This window comes from Tautonia rosea (genome assembly GCF_012958305.1).
Classification (GTDB): Bacteria; Planctomycetota; Planctomycetia; order Isosphaerales; family Isosphaeraceae; genus Tautonia; species Tautonia rosea.
Window position 1 is genome coordinate 119454 of sequence record NZ_JABBYO010000011.1, and the last position, 20055, is coordinate 139508.

The 20055-nt window shown below is 66.6% G+C and carries 20 protein-coding genes; 13 read left to right on the forward strand and 7 right to left on the reverse strand.

Translation table 11 applies throughout. The features are described from left to right. Positions 1-7: 7 nt before the first annotated feature. Positions 8-340: a hypothetical protein gene (locus HG800_RS19285; RefSeq protein WP_169978487.1), complete on the reverse strand. Its 333-nt coding sequence runs from the start codon at positions 338-340 to the stop codon at positions 8-10. A 368-nt stretch (positions 341-708) separates the two neighbouring features. On the opposite strand from HG800_RS19285, the gene HG800_RS19290 reads away from it, so the two are divergent. Continuing rightward, the gene (locus tag HG800_RS19290) at positions 709-1860 is read left to right on the forward strand and encodes a hypothetical protein (protein ID WP_169978489.1); all 1152 of its coding nucleotides are present in this window, start codon (positions 709-711) and stop codon (positions 1858-1860) included. A gap of 198 nt (positions 1861-2058) precedes the next feature. Next, complete coding sequence (locus HG800_RS19295; RefSeq protein WP_169978491.1) at positions 2059-3471, forward strand: aminopeptidase P family protein; 1413 nt, start codon at positions 2059-2061, stop codon at positions 3469-3471. On the opposite strand, the gene HG800_RS19300 is transcribed toward HG800_RS19295, so the two are convergent. Together HG800_RS19300 and HG800_RS19305 are read right to left on the reverse strand one after the other, a co-directional pair. Continuing rightward, positions 3456-3896, reverse strand: coding sequence for a hypothetical protein (locus HG800_RS19300; RefSeq protein ID WP_169978493.1), 441 nt, complete (start codon positions 3894-3896; stop codon positions 3456-3458). The two genes, HG800_RS19295 and HG800_RS19300, sit on opposite strands and share 16 nt — an antisense overlap. A gap of 165 nt (positions 3897-4061) precedes the next feature. Next, positions 4062-4394, reverse strand: coding sequence for an FKBP-type peptidyl-prolyl cis-trans isomerase (locus tag HG800_RS19305; protein WP_169978620.1), 333 nt, complete (start codon positions 4392-4394; stop codon positions 4062-4064). Between the two features lie 246 nt (positions 4395-4640). Here HG800_RS19305 and HG800_RS19310 point away from each other — a divergent pair, with 246 nt between their 5' ends. The 10 genes from HG800_RS19310 (at position 4641) to HG800_RS27000 (ending at position 13981) form a co-directional block, all read left to right on the forward strand. Continuing rightward, complete coding sequence (locus HG800_RS19310; RefSeq protein WP_169978495.1) at positions 4641-5060, forward strand: RidA family protein; 420 nt, start codon at positions 4641-4643, stop codon at positions 5058-5060. A gap of 129 nt (positions 5061-5189) precedes the next feature. Beyond that, entirely contained in the window at positions 5190-5534 is a 345-nt protein-coding gene (locus tag HG800_RS28460; protein ID WP_169978497.1) for a DUF2946 family protein, read from the forward strand. 289 nt (positions 5535-5823) lie between these two features. Further along, complete coding sequence (locus tag HG800_RS19320; protein WP_169978499.1) at positions 5824-7155, forward strand: vanadium-dependent haloperoxidase; 1332 nt, start codon at positions 5824-5826, stop codon at positions 7153-7155. A 101-nt stretch (positions 7156-7256) separates the two neighbouring features. Continuing rightward, positions 7257-7955 (forward strand): PEP-CTERM sorting domain-containing protein, encoded by a 699-nt coding sequence (locus HG800_RS19325; protein WP_169978500.1) that lies wholly within the window; start codon positions 7257-7259, stop codon positions 7953-7955. Between the two features lie 105 nt (positions 7956-8060). Further along, positions 8061-9083 (forward strand): PEP-CTERM sorting domain-containing protein, encoded by a 1023-nt coding sequence (locus tag HG800_RS19330; protein WP_169978502.1) that lies wholly within the window; start codon positions 8061-8063, stop codon positions 9081-9083. Positions 9084-9217: 134 nt separating this feature from the next. Next, positions 9218-10393, forward strand: a complete 1176-nt coding sequence (locus tag HG800_RS19335) for a DUF3466 family protein (RefSeq protein WP_169978504.1) — start codon at positions 9218-9220, stop codon at positions 10391-10393. Between the two features lie 79 nt (positions 10394-10472). Further along, positions 10473-11681 carry a DUF3466 family protein gene (locus HG800_RS19340; RefSeq protein ID WP_169978506.1) on the forward strand — a complete coding sequence of 403 codons (1209 nt, stop codon included), beginning with the start codon at positions 10473-10475 and terminating at the stop codon, positions 11679-11681. A 76-nt stretch (positions 11682-11757) separates the two neighbouring features. Then, on the forward strand, positions 11758-12777 hold the full coding sequence (locus tag HG800_RS19345) for a PEP-CTERM sorting domain-containing protein (protein WP_169978508.1): 1020 nt from the start codon (positions 11758-11760) through the stop codon (positions 12775-12777). A gap of 65 nt (positions 12778-12842) precedes the next feature. Beyond that, positions 12843-13646, forward strand: coding sequence for a hypothetical protein (locus HG800_RS19350; protein WP_169978510.1), 804 nt, complete (start codon positions 12843-12845; stop codon positions 13644-13646). A 149-nt stretch (positions 13647-13795) separates the two neighbouring features. Beyond that, complete coding sequence (locus tag HG800_RS27000) at positions 13796-13981, forward strand: PEP-CTERM sorting domain-containing protein (protein ID WP_206352354.1); 186 nt, start codon at positions 13796-13798, stop codon at positions 13979-13981. Positions 13982-14114: 133 nt separating this feature from the next. Here the strand turns inward: HG800_RS27000 and HG800_RS19360 are convergent, their stop codons facing one another. Then, positions 14115-14594, reverse strand: coding sequence for a c-type cytochrome (locus HG800_RS19360; RefSeq protein ID WP_169978512.1), 480 nt, complete (start codon positions 14592-14594; stop codon positions 14115-14117). 129 nt (positions 14595-14723) lie between these two features. Continuing rightward, positions 14724-15005, reverse strand: a complete 282-nt coding sequence (locus tag HG800_RS19365) for a hypothetical protein (protein ID WP_169978514.1) — start codon at positions 15003-15005, stop codon at positions 14724-14726. 186 nt (positions 15006-15191) lie between these two features. Here HG800_RS19365 and HG800_RS19370 point away from each other — a divergent pair, with 186 nt between their 5' ends. After that, a complete protein-coding gene (locus tag HG800_RS19370) occupies positions 15192-17027 on the forward strand; it encodes a hypothetical protein (protein ID WP_169978516.1) in 1836 nt (611 codons plus the stop codon). A gap of 117 nt (positions 17028-17144) precedes the next feature. Here HG800_RS19370 and HG800_RS19375 read toward each other — a convergent pair whose 3' ends face one another. Further along, on the reverse strand, positions 17145-17825 hold the full coding sequence (locus HG800_RS19375) for a hypothetical protein (RefSeq protein WP_169978518.1): 681 nt from the start codon (positions 17823-17825) through the stop codon (positions 17145-17147). 201 nt (positions 17826-18026) lie between these two features. Further along, positions 18027-19985, reverse strand: coding sequence for a serine/threonine-protein kinase (locus HG800_RS19380; RefSeq protein ID WP_169978520.1), 1959 nt, complete (start codon positions 19983-19985; stop codon positions 18027-18029). Between the last annotated feature and the right edge of the window lie 70 nt (positions 19986-20055).

Genomic DNA, 20055 nt, shown 5'->3' on the forward strand with positions numbered 1-20055 from the left:
AGCTTGCTCAGGCCGAGCTTCGCGCCTCCTCCTGCAAGGCTCGGACGATCCGACCGATCACCTCCCGCGTTCGAGGGCTGCCAAACGCCGGATCCTCCCCCTCCTGCCGGAGCAGTTCCTCCATTAACCCAACGAGCCCCTCAGACCCCGACACTCCCACCGCAATCTCCTCCACCTCGGGCAAGTCGTCCAGATACGGCACCAGCTCATGATCACCGCCGTTGTACACCCGATCCAGCAGCGATTCGGTCACGTCCTCACAGATCTCGGCAAGCGTCAACTGCGCATAATCGAGCGTACCGTCGGGCTTCAGCGGTGGATCGTTCCAGAGCCTGCTCATCACGTCCTCCCTTCGCCTCAACTTCCTTTGGGGACTGCGCGGCGGCCTTTCTCCCGAACTGAGCACCCCACCCCTTCGTGCCGATCATCGGCGTCACGCTCGGCACATGCAAGAGCGTGACGCGCGCCGATCCTTCCGAGTCTCCTCGGTCCCAAGGTGAGGCCCTGTTCCCCTCCCTTCCGTCATCCCCTTGGCCCCCTTCGAATCAACCCGCTCCAGCCCCCTCGAAAAAAACGTGCTTAAGACGGCCGATTCTCCCGATGATTTCAAGTGTCGGGCCGTCCTCCGCCGCATCCTTCTCCTTCCGTTCCCGACCCGAAACCGGACCCCGTTGACGAATCACCTTGGAATTTTGAGCAAACACTCCCATGAGCCACGCCACCGGACCCCGCAGCGACGACGGGAAAACCATCTCCTCCTCCAACGCCACCACCCACGGCCTCACCGCCAAACGCCCCCTCTGCGCCGAGGAGGCCGAACGCTTACAGGTCATTGTCGCCTCCTGGACCGCCAAGGCCATGCCCGAAACGGCTCCCGAGGAAGCCCTCATCGCCTCGGCCGCCATCGAATATGTGCGCTATTTGCGCTGCGTCGATGCCGAGGAAAGCCGCCTGAAGCCCGGCCTCCACCAGGCCCTCCGCGACTGGCGCGAGCGGAAACAACACGCCATCCGACGCCGCGCCCAGGATCTCAAACACGATCCCGAAACCGTCATCACCGAATTGCATGAAAGCGCCTTTGGCATCGACTGGATGCTCCGCCACTGGCGCACCTTGCACACTCTCCTCGTCTCCGGCCGAGGCTGGACCGGACGCGACCTGATCACCTCCCTGCACCTGCTCGGCCACCCTGCCACCTCCCCAACCGACCCGACCGGCGAACCCGCCCTCGTCTGGTCCCTCGCCGCCTCCGCCTTCCCGAAAGCCGTCCAACCCGCCACCGACTCGACCGGCGACCCCTCCGCCGTCGATCGCCTCCGATCCTTCGTCGACCATCAGATCGCCCGCCTCGAAACCCTCCGCCCGATCGTCTGGAACGACGTCGACCGCCCCGAGGCCGATGCCATCGAGGTCGCCGCGCTGGTCGACACCAGCAAGGACGGCCAGCTCCGCCACCGCTACCGCCGCGACGCCTTCCGCGACTTCCACAAATCCCTCAACGCCCTGACCCGGCTGCGCTCCGAACGCTCGAAAACCTTCGCCCGCGAGGCGAAGCTCATGGACGCCTCCCGCTCCCAGCACTCCGACCGCCCCGCCTACGTCCCTCCCTCGGCCGATCGGCCCGATCCTCCCCGCGTCGATTCCCGAAACGAACCCCCGCCCGGCCCCGAACCCTCTCCCGAGAATCGCCGCAACCCCCAAATCCCAAAAGAGATCCGCACCACGCCCTCCGACCCCTTCTCCCCTCCCGACCGGCGCACCGCACCGCGCACCGACGAGCGCACCGCGCCCGACCGCTCCGCCCCGAAACCCTCAACCGGGCCGATCGACCGCCCGATCGACGCCCCCGATCGCCCCTGACCACCGCCCTCCCCTGCCCGATCCTTCTCCCCGCCGCCCGACTTCGGAGCCGGTCCCGATCGCCGACCGCCCGGCCCGTTCTCTGGCCGATCGACCCCGGCGAGGCTACGATCGACCCGACCGGGCAGCGCGGCCCTCGGCCTGCGATCCCCCGAACTCAGCCAGGGCGCTCCAGAATCGAACACGAGGAACCCGTTGATGCATTGCCTGCTCCCGCCGAACCGCCTGGGTCCCGCGGCCGTCGTCCTCCTGGTCGTACTCGGCTTGGGAGTCCCCCCGTCTCGGGCGATCGCCCGGCAGGAACCGGCCGAGGGGGGCATCCCGACGGCCGAGTACGCCGTGCGTCGGCAGCTCCTGATCGACACCCTCGACGCCTCCGTGCCCGTCGTCGTTCAGGGGGCCGAGCCGCCGGTCGAGGACTACCTCCGCTTCCGCCAGCGGAACGACTTCCTCTACCTCACCGGCATCGACCAGCCGGGGGCCTTGCTCCTGATCGAGCCCCCCTCGACCGACGATCCCGACGCCGCCCCCCGCGCCGTCGTCTTCCTCCCGCCGTACAGCGCCTTCGCCGAGCGCTGGAGCGGCCCCCAGATCGTCCCCGGACCCGACACCGCCTCCCGATTCGGCCTCGACGACGCCCTGCCCCTCAGCGACTTCGACGCCCGGCTCACCGAAGCTCTCGGCCTCTTCCCCGACGTCGCCAACCCCGATCCCGATGCCGCCGATCCCCCCGCCCTGTTCACCCACCTGGCCCGAGGCCACAACGCCGACCACTCACCCGACGGCCGCTTCCAGACGAGACTGGAACAGCTCGCCCCGGGCATCCAGCTGCGCGACCTGTCCGACGCGATGGCCACCCTCCGGCTGATCAAGTCCGAGGCCGAGCTGGCCCTCTTGCAAACGGCGATCGACATGACCATCGAGGCCCACCGCGACGCCGCCCGGGTCATCCGCCCCGGGGCCTTCGAGTACCAGGCTCAGGGGGCGATCGAGTACGCCTTCACCCGCAACGGCGCCCAGCGCCCGGCGTTTGCCTCGATCGTCGGCTCAGGCCCGAACAGCGTCATCCTCCACTACCACGCCAACCGCCGGCAGATGCAAGGCGGCGACCTGGTCGTCATCGACATCGGGGCCGAGTTTCACGCCTACGCGGCCGACCTGACCCGCACCTACCCCGTCTCCGGCCGCTTCACCGACCGCCAGCGCGCCGTCTACCAGCTCGTCCTCGACGCCCAGCGCGCCGCCGAGGCCGCCTTCGAGCCGGGCAAGACCACCCTCGCCGATCTCCAGCGCGCCGCCGCCGACTGCATGCGACGCAGCCCGCTCCGCGACGCCGAAGGGAACACGCTCGACCGCCACTTCATCCACGGCATCGGCCACTGGCTCGGCATGGACGTCCACGACGTCGGCAGCACCCGCCAGCCGATTCCCGTCGGGGCCGTCTTCACGATCGAGCCGGGCATCTACATCCCCGACGAACAGCTCGGCGTCCGGATCGAGGACGACTACCTTGCCACCGCCGACGGCCTGGTGAAGCTCAGCGCCGCCTTGCCGTCGGAATCGGAGGAGATGGAAGCAATGATGATGGCCCCCGATCACCCGGTGCCGTGATGGCGGATCAGCTCCACCACCTCCTCGTCATCGGGCGGCCCGAGCGTGGGCAAGGCAGCCGACAGCACGGCCGCGATTCCTCCCTCGGGAGCGAAGATCGGCACGGCCACCGACCGCTCGGCCCCGAAGGCCCGCAGCCAGTAGCCCGACCCCACCTCGACCGGCAACCGACCGGCCACAGAGATCGACGCCGCTCGCTCGACCACGGCACTGACGATCCCCAGATCGGTCCGGTCGAGCGAGACCTCGCGCGCGGCTTCCTGGAATCGCTGCGCGACCTCGTCGGGCATGTCCGGCGCCGGCGCAAAGGCCGCCAGCTTCAGCCGGTCTCCCTGGTAATACCACAGACCCGTCGCTCTCGCGTCGAGGAACTTCCGGAGCGCCTCGACATGATCGCCGGTCCCTCGCCCGTTCTTTTCGGACATCGTTGCCTCGGCGACAGGGCGGAGCGGAGAGAGCGCCGCCGCCTTCGGAGTGTTGGGGAGATGAGTCGGAGATGCCTTCTGGGTGGGGCACCGCGGCGGTTGTCACACGCTCACAATGCCCAACCGGGTGTTCAACGTCAATGTCAGACCGATCCAAAGACCCACTTACTTGATGCCGAGCAGCTCGACCTCGAAAATCAAGGTCGCGTTCGGAGGAATCACTCCCCCGGCCCCTCGGGCGCCGTATCCTTCCTCGGGAGGGATCGTCAGCTTTCGAAGACCGCCGACCTTCATGCCGGCCACGCCAACATCCCAGCCTCGAATCACCTGACCCGCCCCGAGCCCAAAGGCAAACGGCTGGCCACGATCCCGAGAACTATCAAATTTCGTACCGTCTTCGAGCGTCCCCACGTAATGCACCGAAACGGTCTGCCCCGCCTTGGCCTCTGGCCCGGTCCCCGGCGTCAGGTCTTCGATCTTGGTTGCGAAATCGGCCATCACCGCCACCTGTCCGAAACGAAACAACACGCAATGTTCGGCCCGATCGACGGGAGATCCGGCCATCCTTGACCACGATCGTACGGCCAGAACGCCGGTCCAGCAACCGGAATCCCCTTCGATCCCTGTCAATCGACCACCACTCCGAATGATGTTCGATGTCCCTGGTTGCGAAGAATTTCGCCATCGCCGATGCCAGTCCCTGGTTGATTGTTGACCCGATTGACTCGCCCGGAGCCTTCCCCGATGCGTCAGAGTGTCCACGTCAGCGTCTCGACCCACGGCCACCGTCACCTGGCCTCGACCGGCTCTCCGTGGGAGCCGAAGGTCGGCTACTCGCGGGCCGTCCGGATCGGCTCGACCATCGCCGTCACCGGCACGCTCGGCCTGGAGGCCGACGGCTCGCTCGCCCCCAGCGCCGGGGCGCAGGCCCGCCGGGCCCTGGCGATCATCTTGGCCAGCATCGAGGCCCTCGGCGGCTCGGCCTCCGACGTGATCCGGACCCGGATCTACGTCACCAACCTCGACCACTGGCCCGAGATCGCCGAGGAACACGCCGAGGTTTTCGCCGCCATCCGACCCGCCACCACCATGGTCGAGGTCTCCCGCCTGATAACCCCCGAGGCCCTCGTCGAGATCGAGGCCGACGCCGTCGTCACCAGTTGAAATTTCTGAACGCCTTCGGTCCGCAAGGTTGACAGGACCGAGGCCGTTGGTAATAACCTGTTCTCAACTAGCTCACCTGATCGTTGGACCTCCCGCCGAGACTCCTCCGACCCAAGCCGATCGGAACTCGTGAATCAACTTCGAATTTCACACCTGTTGATATTTGCGATTCTCGCGGCTCATGGGGCGATGACCGTGGGCGGGCACGGTTTGCACCAGCACTCGGTGCCCGAGTGTAGTGACACGCACGATCACCCTGCTGAGCCGGACAATCGGTCCCCCTCGGTCCCGATCCACGATGAGGCGGCCTGCCCCGTCTGCCAGTTCGTCGAGCAGGGTCAGCTCTCGGTACCGCCGGTCCAGGCCACACCCCCGACTCTCGAGGGGGAGGGGCCGGATCGTCCAACCGTTTGGCTCGTCCTCCGGCTCGTCATCTCCCCATCTCCTGCCCGGGCACCTCCGGTTCTCGTCTGAGTCCTCCCATCCGATCGGGTCGTAAGGAGTCGACCGCCGTGCCTCGGCAGGTCGGATTCAAGGCCTAGGCCGTGGCATCGACCACTGCCAAGCCACCCGTGCGACCAGCGATTCCCGCCGTTTGCTCCCGCGGATCTCGGGGCTCAAGGCGCCTGGTCCGTGTCGGATTCGATCGCCCCTCGATTCGCTCGCCGAGCCGAGCATGACAGCCCGTGTTCTATGCGCTTTGAGTGCGGGCAGCATAACCGATCGATCCGATTCAAAATCACATCTAAAAAAGAGCATTCTAATGCGTTTGAAGCTCTGCTGGCTCACCTTCACTCTCATTGCGACACCGTTTGCGCTGCTCCGTTCAGCGTCTGCGAACTTCGTGACCGACTGGAACGTGGAAGTTCGCAACACGATTCGCGCCACCAGCACTCCGCCGCCTCGTGCCAGCCGGGCGATGGCGATGCTGCACGGGGCGATCTACGACGCGACGAACGCGATCACACGGACGCACCGGCCGTATCGGTTCAGAGGCGTCGCGCCAGGCGCCTCCATCGAAGCCTCCGCGGCACAGTCGGCGCGGGACGTACTCGTCGGGCTCTTCCCATCGCGCACCGCGATCTACGACGCCAAGCTCGCGACACAGCTCTCCACCATTGCCGACGGCCCGGCGAAAGCAGCGGGGATTTCGCTCGGGTCGGCTGTGGCGGCGGAGATGCTGAGCTGGCGCAGCAACGACGGCTCGGACGCTCCGTCGAGTTACACGCCGACGATTGCGCCTGGCCGATGGCGGCCGACCGAGCCGGGCTTCGCGCCGGCGCTGCTGCCGCAGTGGGGCGCGGTGACGCCGTTCGGCATCACGTCGGTCGAGTCGTTTCGACCGGTTGCGCCGCCCGCACTCGACAGTGTCGAGTACGCGAATGCCGTCAACGAGGTTCGCCTGATCGGCAGCGCCACGTCATCGACGCGCACCGCCGACCAGACGCAGATCGCCCAGTTCTGGGCCAACGGCGCCGGCACCGAGACCCCGCCGGGCCACTGGAACCGCATCGCGATCGCGGCCTCCGAGTCGCGGAATCTCTCGATTGCGGACAACGCGCGAATGCTCGCGCAGCTCAACATCGCGCTGGCGGACGCCGCCATCGTGAGTTGGGAAAGCAAGTACCTCTACGACTTCTGGCGGCCGATCGACGCGATCCGCGAAGGCGACACCGACGGCAACCCGCTCACGTCCGACGACGACACCTGGACGCCGCTGCTGATGACCCCGCCGTTCCCCGAGTACACGAGCGGACACAGCACCTTCAGTGGTGCCGGCGCGGCCGCGCTGGCGGGCTTCTTCGGCACCGACGCGATCGCGTTCACCATCGGCAGCGACGACATCGCCGGTGTCGAACGAAGCTACGCCAGCTTCAGTGCCGCTGCATCGGAAAGTGGTCTCTCCCGCATCTATGGCGGGATTCACTTCTCGTTCGCCAACGTCAACGGCCTGAGCAGCGGCGATGCCGTCGGCAACTCCATTGCGGCGAACTACTTCCAGGTCATCCCCGAGCCGTCGTCGCTGGTCCTGCTGGGCGTGGGCATCGCCGGCCTGGCCGTTCACGCCGTCCATCGCCGGCGGCGAAGAAGGTGAGTCCCGTCATCCCTCCCGCCGCTCCGGAGACGCGGCGGGCAGGTTCTTGGTTCGTCGGCGTTCGGCACCCCCGCGCATCAATCAATTGATAAGGAAAGAACATGAACTTACGACTCATTTTTATGTCCTTCGCGTTCGCTTGCCTGATGGACGCGGCGACAAGCACCCAGGTCGTTGCGTCGACAATCGTTTTCGACCTCGAAGATCAGGCCCAGACAGGATTCAACGATGGGGCTCTGACGTCGCTGACCCTGACCCGGCAGGGGCTCTCGATGACGATCACCCGGCCCGGATCGCCAAATCAATTCGACATTTATGACGTTACCGACATCGGCAACCCGACTTTCCCCGCATCGTGGGGGGTTCGGTCGATCAGCCCGTGGTTCAGCAATGACGGGACGGCGTTTGTCGCCAACTTCTCGAAGCCGGTGCAGTCGGTGTCCATCGACATGGGCGACTTCGGCGGCGACCCCGACGACCTGTTCATCGAAGCCTATTCCGAACTCGATGCTACCGGCACGCTGCTCGACTCCGTGACGTCGCAGCTCCAGGGGGGTGGTGGTGACTGGACTGCGGCCACACTCCGGGTCTCGGTCGCGACTCCGTCGATCCGGTCCATCCGCTTCATGGGTGGAACCGAACGATTCGAGACACCGATCGGGGTCTTCCGGGTCCCCAATTCGGTCTATTACGACAACTTCGCCGTCGTCGTCCCCGAACCGGCCTCGCTCTCGCTGCTGGGCGTAGGCATCGCCAGCCTGAGCGTCTTCGCCATCCGTCGCCGTCAACGAAGGACGTGAGTCCCGTCATCCTCCCCTGGCAATGATCCTGGAACGCGGAGGCGAAGGTCTCGGCTCGCCGGTATCCAGCGAGCCACGCTCTCGATCGATCGACAAGGAGAAACCATGTTCTTCCGCCCATTTTCCGCGTTCATCGCTTCCGCTTGCCTGATGCTTGCGGGGGCGTCCGCATCGGCAGGATATCAGTACGAGTTGCTGACCGCCGACGGCAGGCTGATTCGCTATCTGCTTGACTCCAACGACCAGGGCGACATGATCGGCAGCGTGCCGAGCATTCCTGGCGGTAGCCTCGATGGATTCCTGCGTTCCGCCGATGGATCGACCTCGTTCTGGTCGACGTCCGACTACCTGGCCTATCCGACGTCGATCAACAACGCCGGGACGATCGTCGGCGTCAACATCCCCCTCGTCGGGGGGCTGCCCGAGGGATTCATCCGTTCCTCGGCGGGTGTCGAATCGCCTTATAATTTTCCGGGTGCACTGGGCACGATCCCCTTCGGCATCAACAACGACGACGTGATCAGCGGCTTCTACGTCACGCCGACGGGCCGCAAAGGCTTCCTCGAGAGCCTCTCTGGTACGCTTTCCCGAACCGTCGAGTTCCCCGGAGCGGCGGAGACACAGCTCTTCGCCCTCAGCAATTCCGGGCTGGTCGGCGGTGCATCCTGGGACTCGGCCGGCGTCATCTCGCCATTCCTCTATGACGTTTCGACCGAGACGTTCACACTGCTGCCCAAACCGACGACCGGCGACAACTACATCGTCAGCAGTGTCAACGACTCCGGCGACGCGATCGTCTTCGGCCTGGGGAGCGCCGCCGGGAACTACCGTGACGTCAGTAGTTTCGTCTTCGATGCGTCCGAAGGGACGCTGACCCAATTGAATGTGCCCGGCGCCTTCGAGACCTACGGCTACGATCTGCGTAACGATGGCTCGGTGCTGGGCTATTACCAGAATCTCGACGGCAGCTTCGGCAGCTTCAGGGCCACAGACATTCCGGAGCCGTCGTCCGCGATGTTCGCCATGATCGGCGTCGTCTCCATCGCTGCTGGCATCGCCCGGCGACGTCGTTGCTTGTCCAGCCGGAGGGTCGATCGCCCCTCGATTCGCTCGGCTCGGCGAGCCTGAGGGGTCGGTGTGGGGGTCATTCCTCGCGAATGGCCCTCGGGCCGCGCGGGCGTTCGCATGCCGCTCGCACCAATCAGTGATTTTCCGATGTTTTTCAGTTGACCTCTTGTTTTGATTTTCTCAAGGAACTGCTGATGCTTCGTCTACGATGTGTCCGTCTCCTCACCCCCCTGGTCTTCCTGGCGATTCCCTCGTGGGCCGCCGCGGAGACGCTGTTCACGATCACCGACCTGGCCACGTTGGGAGGTAATCAGAGCTTCGCCCGGGCCATCAACAACCATGGCGAGGTCACGGGCAACGCCTCGACCAACGCCGGGAGCAACTTTCCCCTGAACGCTGCCAGGTGGTCTCCCGGATCGTATCAGAGCCCCACGAACCTGGGAGTGCTGCCCGGCGCCGACAGCAACTTCAGCCGGGGCTTCGCCATCAACGACTCCGGCACCGTGGTCGGCGAGAGCAGTAACAACACCTCACGGGCCTTCATGTTCCGCGACGGAACCTTGAGCGACCTGGGCACGCTCGGCGGTGCCAGCGCTGTGGCGCATGGCATCAACGCGCACCATCAGGTCGTGGGGATCTCCTCGACCGGGACCCAGTCCAATGCCTTCCTCTGGGAGGATGGGACGATGACCAACCTGGGAACGCTGGGGGGCAACTTCAGCCGGGCCTGGGCGATCAACGACGGGGGTCAGGTCGTGGGTGTATCCCGGGTGACCGGCAACACGACGAGCCACGCCTTCCTGCACGACGGCAACTCGATGATCGACCTCGGCTCCCTTGGCGGTGCGGACCGATTCAGCGAGGCGTTGGCGATCAACGCCTCAGGCCTGATCGTGGGGCGTTCGTCCCTGGATATTGGTGGAAACTCCGTCCAGCGCGCGACCCTCTGGGACGGCGTCGGCTCGATGATCGACCTCGGCACGCTGACCAATCCCGATGACGGCAACCCGTTCCGATTCAGCCGGGCCAACGACATCAACGACCTGGGAGTGGTCGTCGGTACCGCCTCTCGGTTCGAAGGGTTTTCGGGTCGAGCGTTCATCTGGGATGCAACCCACGGCATCCGAGACCTCAACAGCCTGATCGCTCCCGGCTCCGGATGGCTGCTGACCTCGGCCGAAGGGATCAACAATCGCGGCCAGATCGTTGGCTTCGGCACCTTTGAAGGGCAGACCCGAGCCTTCGTGCTGACCGTGATTCCGGAGCCCTCGTCCGTGATCCTCGCCGCGATTGGCGGCATCTCCCTCGCTGCCGTGGAAATCGCCCGTCGTCGTCGCTCGTCATCGATCCACAGGGTCGATCATCCCTGATCCGGGAGGTTCACTCATGCTCATTTGCATCACTCGCATACGCAAGAGCGATAATCCCTCAATCATGATGAGTTGCACAATGGTTTCCCCTATCCGCTTCTTCCGTATGTCCGCCGGCTTCATCCTGTCTCTCTGCCTTCTGCCCGCTGTGGCGGAGGCCGGAGGGCTCCGGTTCACGATCCAGACCATCCCGGCCCTACCGGCGACGAATCCGCGGTCGCAGGGCAATGCCATCAACGAGCTCGGCCAGGCGACCGGCCTGTCGAACATCCCCGGCAACTCGGAGGCCTTTCTCTTCGAGGGTGGCACCACCACAAGCCTGGGGAACCTGGGGCTGGGCGGCGGCTTCACCAGCGGCTCGGGCATCAACGACGCCGGGGTGATCGTCGGCTCGGGAAGCGTGTCGACCGGGACCGGATCGTTCTCCGACCGCGCCTTCGTCTGGCAACCGGGGCTCGGCTTCACGGCCATCCTCGATCCCGAGGGTATCGGCCTCGGCTCCAATGCCAACGCCGTCAACAACGCCGGTCAGGTCGTTGGCGTTTACCGCTACAGCGGCTTCGACCGACAGGGGTTCGTCTACCAGGTGGGCGACCCGATTGACACCTACGCCCTGCTGCCGTTCCTTGCCGGCAGCGACACGACCAACGGTGCCCGGCAGTTCGCCAATGCGATCAATGACGGCGGCGTCGTGGCCGGCGCGGCTCGGACCCAGGCCGGCGAGGCGACCCAGGCCGTTCGCTGGGTGCCCGACGGCTCGGGCGGCTACACCATCGAGACGCTCGCTCAGCCGACCTCGGGCACGACCTTCAGCAACAGCTTCGGAATCAACGACCACGGCCAGATCGTCGGCAGCTTCACCGACGGCCAGTCCCAGGCCGTGCTCTGGAACCCGGACGGCACGGTCGAGCTGCTCGGCGTGCCCTCGGGCGCGTTCAGCACCACAGCCCGGGACATCAACAACCACGGCCTGATCGTCGGCGATGTCGTCGACAGCGCCGGCAACTACGGCTTCCTCTACAAGGACGGCCAGCTGCTCGACCTCAACGACCTGATCTTCGGCCCCAGCGACTTCTCCCGTCTGACCAACGTCCGGGGAATCAACGACCGCGGCCAGATCGTCGGCTTCGGCACCCTGGCCGATGGGACCATTCGGGGTTTCGTCCTGACGGTTGTCCCGGAGCCGTCGAGTATTGTGCTGGCCGGGCTCGGGGTTATCTCTGCGGTCGTCGCGGGGATCGTGCGTCGACGTCGTTTGGAGAAGAGCCTCGGCGTTGATCGACGATGAGGCCGCCTGTGAATTCATGCCCCAACAGGTCCGCCCACAGCGAGAGGGGCAAACACAAAAGAATGAGCTTGCTTCGATGAATATCATGATCCTTCTGAAGCCAGGGTGCTGTCACCTTGCCTCCCTGGTTCTCGCCGCGCTCTTGCTTTGCCCACCCGGCTCGGCCCGGGGTGGCTCCATCGTCGTTGTGACCGAGATCATCGATTTCTCCGGGGCCGATGTGGTCCAGGCCCGCGGGATCAACGACGCCGGGCAGATCGTCGGCTACCGCACGGTCGCAGGGGTGACCGAGGGGTTCGTTCGCACCGGCGGCGGATACGAGTTTTTCCAGGTCGGCGGGGCGAACACGTTCGCCCTCGGGATCAGCAACTCCGGGACCGTTGTCGGCGGGGTGGCCACGCCGCTTCCGGGGAACGACTCGTTCGTCCGGACCGCTGGAGGCGACGTGACGACCTTCCAGCCGCTCGGGGACACCAACTCGGGCGCGATCGGGCTGAATGACTCCGGGTTCGTCGTCGCCTCCGGCAATGCGTTCGGCACTGGAGGTTATCTCCGCCGACCCGACGGTACGGTCACCCCCGTCGACTCTCCGTCCAGCCCCGAGCGCGTCGTGCTCAAGACGAACCTCACCGATATCACGAACTCCGGCACCTTGATTGGGCACGCGATCGGGCAGGAGGGTCCAGAATTCTTCGGCCGAGGGTGGATCAGCTCGGACGGCGGGGCCACCTTCACGGACCTGGTCATGCCGGGCGAGCAGTTCACCTACGCCTGGGGCGGGAATGACCGTGGTCTGGTGGTGGGTGACTTCAGCACCGGATTCACCGGCAATCGGACCGGATTTGTGTTCAACACCCTGAGCGGGAGGTTCACCACGTTCTCGGTATCCGGCGCGGACTGGACGGTCCCGACCGGGATCAACGACGACGGCCGCGTGGTCGGGTTCTGGCGGTCCGAGTCCGACGGCCAGGTGCGGGGGTTCGTCGCCCAGGTGATCCCGGAGCCGTCGAGCATCGCGCTTGCCGGGATCGGGCTCGCCGGAGGAGGCGTGATTGCCCTTCGACGTCGGCGCGGGGGCGCGACCCAGCCCCGCTGAAGACCCCATCGAGCCACCGTCCTCTCGGGCCACTCGGCCGGTAGGACCCTTTTCGGAGCGGAGCCATGTTGTTCACAAGCGTCGAAGAACTGGCGAGAACGAGGGCCTTCGAAGAGGGCCACGAGCCGGGCGTCGAGATCGCCGACGGCGTGCGGATCGTCCGTCGCCAGGCCTTCCGGCTCGCGGCGTATGGGCTCGGGGTGGCCACACTCGGCGGTGGCCGGTCCATTGCGCGTCAGGACGATACAGGCCCATTCGGTCGGGGGCCGACCGCCCAGCCCCTGGACTTCGACGGGATGGTTGACCGGCTGCGCCCGCTGGCCCGGCGCCTGGTCGCGGAGGACGACCCCGACGAGGAAACCTACCTCCGCGCCGTCGCCGAGCTGCTCTCGAGGCTCGACCCGATCCCCGAGCCCTGGTCGGAGCCGAGATTCCCGCCGGGAGGCGACCAGGCATACGGCCTGTCTCTCTGGTATCCGCCCCTGGTGGTGTTCGAGATCGTGATGAAGCCCGGCGCCGTGATCGAGCTCCACGACCACCGCTTCTACAACGGTGTCCTGATGGCCGTCGAGGGTCGTGTCCAGGTCCGGAACTTCGAGATCTTCGACCGCGAGGACCTCCCGCCGATGGGTGAGGAGTTCCTGATCCGCCAGACGGCCTCCCGGGCCCTGGAGCCCGGCCAGTCCGCGAGCCTCTCGCGAACCCGCGATAACCTGCACGAGGTTCGGGCCGGCGACCGAGAGGTCCGCCTGCTCGACGTTTTCACCTACTTCCGACCCGAGGCCCGCTCGTTCGAGATTGCCTTCGACGACCGGCCGATCGACCGGGATCGCGGGCTTTACAAGGTCGCCTGGAAGGAATCGGGCTGAATTCTCCCACGACGGGCAGCGTTCCATGCTGAGTCTGGAGAAGGATCGACATTGAAAAACTTCCTGATGATTCGCGTCATCAGGTCCGCCACCCCGCTCCGGGCGATAGCCTCTCCGGAGCCGTCAATTTCGGGACCAGCGGGGAACGTTTGGGGGGGATTGCCCGCTACGACCTGGACGACGGGACATGGTCGCTCGATGGCACCAACCCCGGTCTGATTCTCTTCGGGCTCGGAGCCACCGTCGTTCCCGAGCCCTCCAGTCTGGTGATGCTCGGCCTGGGCCTGACAGGGGGATTGGTCGCGGTGCGTCGGAGCCGCAGACACGGCTCCTGAGGGGTTGCCCTGGGATGGATCAGACGAGAGGTCCTTCGGGCGGTTCCCGACCGTCGTGCTCCAACACGCGCGGGGAAGGGCCGACCGAGAGCCTCTCAATCGCATCGACGGCGATTGATAAGGTCTCCCGGCCTCAATCCGTGGATGACTCGCCCTGAAGCTCCTCCGGCACCTCCCGACCGGCCAGGCGGTACATGTAGGCGGCCAGCGCCTGGATCTGAGCGGGGTCGAAGGCCGAATCCCAGCCGGCCATCTGGGTGCCGGGAACCCCTTTGGCGATGACGGCGATCACCTGATCGGGCTGGTCGCCGTGTTTCCAGTCGTCATCGGTCAGGTCGCCGGGTCCAGGTCCCGAAAGGCTCTGAGCGATCGGTCCGTCGCCGCGGCCGGAGTTGCCGTGGCAGGAGGAGCAGCGCGACTCGAACAGCCGCCTCCCCTCGGCCACCACCCCTTCGGTCGATCCGCCCCCGCCACCTGCTCCCGGGGGTATCAGCGATCGCCCCGCGATCGCGGCGACCACCAGGACCGCCACCACGGCTCCGGCAATCAGAAACCCTCGCCCTCCGGCCGAGGAACCACCACCGCCCGGCATCGCATCGAGATCGTCGTCCACCGTCATCTCCCCTGGGATCGAGTCGCGTCGGTCCGGAACCGCCAGGCCCGGCCGATTCCCGCAGAATGCTCCCTCAATCGAGGCATCGAACACAAGCCCAAACGTTCTTTCTCAAACACCATCACATCATCACTCTTCGGAAACGTCTTCCAGCAAGGTCAGGGCCACCACCTCATCGAGGCGGATCAGGACACGCGCCCGGTTGCGACGGATGCCGAGGCGGGCGGTGTCGACGACGTAGATCTCGCGCGAGGATCGGCCGTCGCGGAGGTCGTGCAGGTCGGCGTCGCGGAGGTCGAGGAAGGCGGAGTCGGCCTCGGCCAGGGTGCCGATGCAGACGAACGGCGAGGTCAGATCCACGACGACCGGGCGGCCGAGGTAATCGTTGAGCAGGGTCGAGCGGTCGGTCATGGCACGGGTCCTTCGGACGGTCGAGGGTGGCGGTCAGGGGGTTCGGATTGCCTCGGAAAGCGTCCGGCACGCAGGGTCGGCCAAGAGCCTCTGGAATCGGCCGGATCGGGCCTTCGGGGACCGGGGCCGGAACTGGGCTCGGCTCGCCTTGACGGATTTTAAGGGGGACGATAGGGTCCGGCCACCATGTCCAACCATATCTCCTCCATCGTCGTCGGCCTGGGCGTCGCCGTGTCCGCGTTTCCGATCGTGGCCGTGGCCGGGCCCCCGCCCGTCCCCTCGGCCGCGCAATCGGTCTCGGACGACGGCCTGCCCGCCGACCTGGCGCCGGCCGAGGGATCGCTCGCGGCGCCTTCGTCGTCCCTGGCTTCGCCCGAGGGGGAGGCCACCGCACCGACTCGAACGGTGCTCTTGATGAAAGACGGTCACGTCAAGATCTTCGACGGCCCGGCCTCCGAGGATCGCGTAGACCATATCATCACCCTCGACATCGGACAGATCCGCATTCCGAAGGCCCAGGTTGAGCAGCGCTTCGACACGCTCCGAGCGGCGTACGAGTACCAGCGCGACCACCTGCCCGACCGCGACCCGGACGAACACCTTCGCCTGGCTCGCTGGTGCCTGACCCACGGGATGCAGGACGAGGCTGCCGAGCAGCTCAACGCCCTGCTCTCCTGGAGCCCCGACGACGTCACGGCCAAGAACATGCTGCGCAACCTCAGCATCGCGAGCCGCACTAAGGGGGCTCGCGATTCCGGGGTCGTCCGCACCGGAGCCGAGGCCGGCCGGGGTGGCAACGAGCCGAGAGAGCTGGACGTCTCGGTCCTCGGCCAACTCCGCTCCTACAAGGGGAGGATTCCTCCTCCGGTCGTCTTCGACCTGCCCGAGCCGCTCGCCGTGCGCCGCTTCCAGGAGTACGGGCAGACGGTCCACCGCGTGCTGCAGGTCCGTTGCGCGAGCTGTCACGATGAATCCTCCGATCGCAACTTCCGGCTCATCCGGGCCCGCGATCCGAAGGATCTGACCAACGCGATGCTCGTCCGCACGAACCTCGACGCCACGCTCGGCCTGATTGACCGGACGAATCCGGGGCACAGCCCGCTCCTGATCAACGCGATCATGCCGCATGGGCCAGACCAGAAGGCGATCCTCACCAACCCGAACTCTCCGGAGTATCGGGCCATGTGGGGCTGGGTTGAATCGCTCCGGCGAGACGCGCCCCAGACCGCCCAGGCCGAGGCCCCCGCGCCCGATTCTCAGTATGGCCCCGCTGCCGTTCCTCAGCCGACCGGATACCCGCAGCCGGGCTACGAGACGGTGCCGGGCACGCAGGCCCATCCGGGATTCGGCGGCGGCTTTGCCGCGCAACGAGCCGGTCAGGCAGCGGTCCAGGCTCCGTCGCTGTATCCGGCGCAGGCCCCGAGCCCCTACGGGGTGCCCGGTGCTCCGGGGATGACGCCGTACCCGAACGCGATCAATCAGCAGATCCAGATGGATGCCGTGCACCCGTCGGCCCCTGAGGACCTAAACTTCCAGACCGTCTCCCCCCTGTTCGGTTCGCCCGACTCGGCCTCGTTGTCGATCAACGGCCGGACGATTCCGCCCCCCTCGGCGACCCCAACCGCGCCGGTCCCCGGAATGGTTCCTCCGGGGACCATCCTGCCACCGAACGCGGTCGGGATTCCGGGGATGACGCCTCCTCCCGGGTTCGTGATGCCTCAGGGAGCCACGCTTCCCGGCACCAACGGCCCTGTGCCGACCCTTCCGCCGGGGGCCTCACGGACGGCCCCGGCCCCGGCCGGCGGGGCGAACCCGATCGTCACGCTGCCGGACGGAACGCAGATCATCACGCAGGCCGACGGCTCGAAGATGATGCGCCTGCCTGACGGCGAGCTGGCCCCGATTATGGACAAGGCCGCCATCAACAACGCGTCGGGGCCTTCTCAAGGCGACTCGTCGTTGCAAATCGACCCCGCCCTGCTTGAGCGGCTTCAACGCCGACGGATGGGCAACGCTCCCTGAGCGATGCTCGCTCCCTGGCCTGTTGAATGCATCTGATCCACGAGAAAGGGCCTGCCTTCCGAACGGGGAAGGCAGGCCCTGATTTTGTTTATAGATTCACTTTCTTGGACATCGCGATCAGCCAAGCACGAAGCGGGAAATGACGGCCCCGGCCGCCCCGGCCGAGGCGAGGGCGACGAGGCGGAGGCGACGGGTGTAGTAGCCTCGGGTTGCCTCGTCGGCCCGGATGTAGAGGGAGAGGATGGCCAGGCAGCTCAGGGCGAAGCCGACGAGGCCGCCGAGCACGCTCAGGCGACGGGCGCCGACCTCGCGTCGGTAGACATCAAGGAAGGCTTCGCGGTGCTCGGGGGAGAGCTCGGCCTGCTCGGCGGCGATGTAGAGGACCTGGGGCAGGGCCGCTTCCGGATCGCTCGCCAGACTGACGCCGAGCCGATCGAGGTCGAGCACGATCGGCTCGACATGCCGGTCGAGGATCAAGGACTCGACCTGCTCCTCGGGCAAGGGCCAGCCCTCGGGGATGTCGGGAGCGAGCCACTCGGCCACGGTCTGTTCGAGGAGGGCTCGGGCGTCGTCGAGGGCGCGCTCCTCGCTGTACGATCGGCGTCCCTTGGCCACGATCGGGCCGCCGTCATCCTGGAAGTCGCCCCTCGGCGTGACGGCTCCTTCGGAGACGTCGAGAAACCAAGCGGGCTGTGCCAACGGTCGCGCGTCGGTCCCGACGGCGGGCTGCTCGGCCAAGGCCGGCAGGCTCGCGGCGAGGCCGAGGGCCAGGGCAATGTTCAGGGCGATCCGATTCATCGTGAGACGGTCCTTGCCTGCGCCGAGGGCGAGGGGCTGACTGACCTGCGTTTGAACAGAGTCGGCTTGCCCTCGGCCGAGCGGGCGGAGTGCTCCGCCCAGGTGATCATTCGCTCAGAAAGGAATTCGCTCCCCAACGGTCAAGCTTGAGTGAAATCGGGTGGCGAGGGTCCAGATCGGCACCGAGGGGTTGACGAGGGCTCAGGCCCCTCGGGCCAGGGCGAACCGAGGGTCGCGGGCGGCCTTGTTCCGGGGGCTGACCAGTTGCAGGACGATGGCGGTGAGCATGACCGAGCCGACCCCCATCGCCACCGGAGCCGGGATGAACTGGGCGACGACCAGGCCCAGCAAGGCCGTCCAGAGGACGGGCCAGATTCGGAAACGTCGCAGGCGGTTGCGGGCAACCAGAGCCGACCAGGGACCGACGGCAAAGATTAGGCCGAAGTAGACCAAGGGGCCGATGGTCGCCACCCGGTGTGCTCCCAGGCCGGTCGCGTCGGCCCAGAGGTTGACCGGGTCATTGCCAGCGAAGGCGACGAACTCGCCGGGCAGGTCGAGGTTCGTCCAGTCGAGCGTGGTCATCAAGACGGCGCCGACCGCCGTGCCGATGGCCCCCAGGGTGAAGCGGCGGGTGGCCGGGTCGATTGCTCGGCCTTCCCAGAACTTCGACGGGATCAGCAGGCTCCAGGCCCCCAGCAGCGAGGCTCCGGCGAGCACCCCGATCTGACCGGCCACAGACGCTCCGGGCCGCCCGTCATACATCAGGGCGACCATGGGAATCGCCAGCAGCAGGCAGAGCGGCGCGGAGACGAGCATTGAGGTGGCAGCCTCGGCCACCCGAATCCGAGGGCTCGGCAAGGGGGGCGGCGCGGTTGGGATCGGGGTCGAGGGCCGTCGGACGGCGGCCGGGTTCGACCGCGCGGGTCGGTGTCGAGGGCCTCCCAGGAGCGATCGCGAGGCCGAGGCGGAGGCCGGGGTTCGGCGCGCCTGGCGGCCGAACCGGGGGCGGAACCAGCCTCGGCCGCGAGGAGACCGGGGGGGCATGGTGTTCGGGCCGATGTAGAGGACCGAGTCTTCCTCGCCGATGTGCAAGACGTCGTCCTGCTCGTTCGGGGTCTGCGGATCGGGGGCGGCGACCGGTTCGGCCACGGGAATCGGCCCGGCGGGGCTCGATTTTCCCTCGCCGATGAAGCGCATGTCGGGTGCCTTCGGCGCGTCCTGGGGGACGAGCAGCTCGACGGCGTTCTGCGGGCGTCGGGTCGGGTCCTTGGCCAGGGCTCTCGTCACGATCGAGCGGTACGGCTCGGGCAAGGGGGAGAGGTCGGGCCGCGAGGTCAGGTGCTTCATCAGGACTTCGTGGGGCGTCTCGCCGTCGAACGGGACGCGGCCGGTGAGCATCTCGAAGATGATGATGCCGATGGCGTAGATGTCGATCGGCTTCTGATACTTGCCGGTCGAGATCTCGGGGGCCATGTAGTGACAGGTGCCGACGCTGGCCGAGTGCCCGGCCTCGGCGGTGTTGGCGATGAACTTCGAGAGGCCGTAGTCGCCGATCTTCACGACCCCCTCTTCCAGGAAGAGGTTGGCCGGCTTGAGGTCTCGGTGGACGATGCCGTGGTCGTGCAGGTATGAGACGCCGTCGACCAGCCCTTTGAGCCACATCCGGGCCTCGTGGATGGGCAGGCCGTCGGGATGCTGTTCGAGGATCTGGGCGAGGCTCGGGCCGGGGACGTATTCCATGACGACGAAGGTGTCACCCTCGTCGGTGGTCCTCATGTCGAAGATGGTGATCAGGTGTGGGCTTTTGAGGTTCATGCACTGCTGGACGCCGCGTTTCTCGATCTCGACGTTACGCAGCAGGAGCTTCAGGGCGACATCCTTGCCGGCGTCGGAGACGGCGTAGTAGACCTCGCCGAATCCGCCTCGGCCGATGGCGCGCTTGATGGTGTAGCCATCGAGCGGCCGGTCGCCCGAGCCGAAGAAGTAGCGTTCGCTCAGCCGGCCGTTGGAGGAGGAGGAGCGATCGCGATCGGGCATCGGAGAGTGCTCCGCGGCGAGAGGCTCCGACCCGTCGGAATTCGGCCGAGGAGCGTTGGCCGGCGGGTGAGCGATCGTCTCGGCCAGCGGCTCGCCGGAATTGGGTCGGGCCAGGGGGTTCATCGGAAAGAGACTCCGTCGGCGAGAGTTCGATTCAGGCTCAGCCGGTCGCGGTCGTTGAAGGGGCTTGAGC

What these genes read in the sequence shown, in the direction of transcription:
- HG800_RS19350 (WP_169978510.1), top strand. Translation starts at nt 12,843, where the DNA reads ATGTTGTTCACAAGCGTCGAAGAACTGGCGAGAACGAGGGCCTTCGAA.
- HG800_RS19330 (WP_169978502.1), top strand. Translation starts at nt 8,061, where the DNA reads ATGTTCTTCCGCCCATTTTCCGCGTTCATCGCTTCCGCTTGCCTGATG.
- HG800_RS19310 (WP_169978495.1), top strand. Translation starts at nt 4,641, where the DNA reads ATGCGTCAGAGTGTCCACGTCAGCGTCTCGACCCACGGCCACCGTCAC.
- HG800_RS19290 (WP_169978489.1), top strand. Translation starts at nt 709, where the DNA reads ATGAGCCACGCCACCGGACCCCGCAGCGACGACGGGAAAACCATCTCC.
- HG800_RS19380 (WP_169978520.1), bottom strand. Translation starts at nt 19,985, where the DNA reads ATGAACCCCCTGGCCCGACCCAATTCCGGCGAGCCGCTGGCCGAGACG.
- HG800_RS19295 (WP_169978491.1), top strand. Translation starts at nt 2,059, where the DNA reads ATGCATTGCCTGCTCCCGCCGAACCGCCTGGGTCCCGCGGCCGTCGTC.
- HG800_RS19320 (WP_169978499.1), top strand. Translation starts at nt 5,824, where the DNA reads ATGCGTTTGAAGCTCTGCTGGCTCACCTTCACTCTCATTGCGACACCG.
- HG800_RS19375 (WP_169978518.1), bottom strand. Translation starts at nt 17,825, where the DNA reads ATGAATCGGATCGCCCTGAACATTGCCCTGGCCCTCGGCCTCGCCGCG.
- HG800_RS19305 (WP_169978620.1), bottom strand. Translation starts at nt 4,394, where the DNA reads ATGGCCGATTTCGCAACCAAGATCGAAGACCTGACGCCGGGGACCGGG.
- HG800_RS19335 (WP_169978504.1), top strand. Translation starts at nt 9,218, where the DNA reads ATGCTTCGTCTACGATGTGTCCGTCTCCTCACCCCCCTGGTCTTCCTG.
- HG800_RS19345 (WP_169978508.1), top strand. Translation starts at nt 11,758, where the DNA reads ATGAATATCATGATCCTTCTGAAGCCAGGGTGCTGTCACCTTGCCTCC.
- HG800_RS19325 (WP_169978500.1), top strand. Translation starts at nt 7,257, where the DNA reads ATGAACTTACGACTCATTTTTATGTCCTTCGCGTTCGCTTGCCTGATG.
- HG800_RS19285 (WP_169978487.1), bottom strand. Translation starts at nt 340, where the DNA reads ATGAGCAGGCTCTGGAACGATCCACCGCTGAAGCCCGACGGTACGCTC.
- HG800_RS19365 (WP_169978514.1), bottom strand. Translation starts at nt 15,005, where the DNA reads ATGACCGACCGCTCGACCCTGCTCAACGATTACCTCGGCCGCCCGGTC.
- HG800_RS19300 (WP_169978493.1), bottom strand. Translation starts at nt 3,896, where the DNA reads ATGTCCGAAAAGAACGGGCGAGGGACCGGCGATCATGTCGAGGCGCTC.
- HG800_RS19370 (WP_169978516.1), top strand. Translation starts at nt 15,192, where the DNA reads ATGTCCAACCATATCTCCTCCATCGTCGTCGGCCTGGGCGTCGCCGTG.
- HG800_RS19340 (WP_169978506.1), top strand. Translation starts at nt 10,473, where the DNA reads ATGGTTTCCCCTATCCGCTTCTTCCGTATGTCCGCCGGCTTCATCCTG.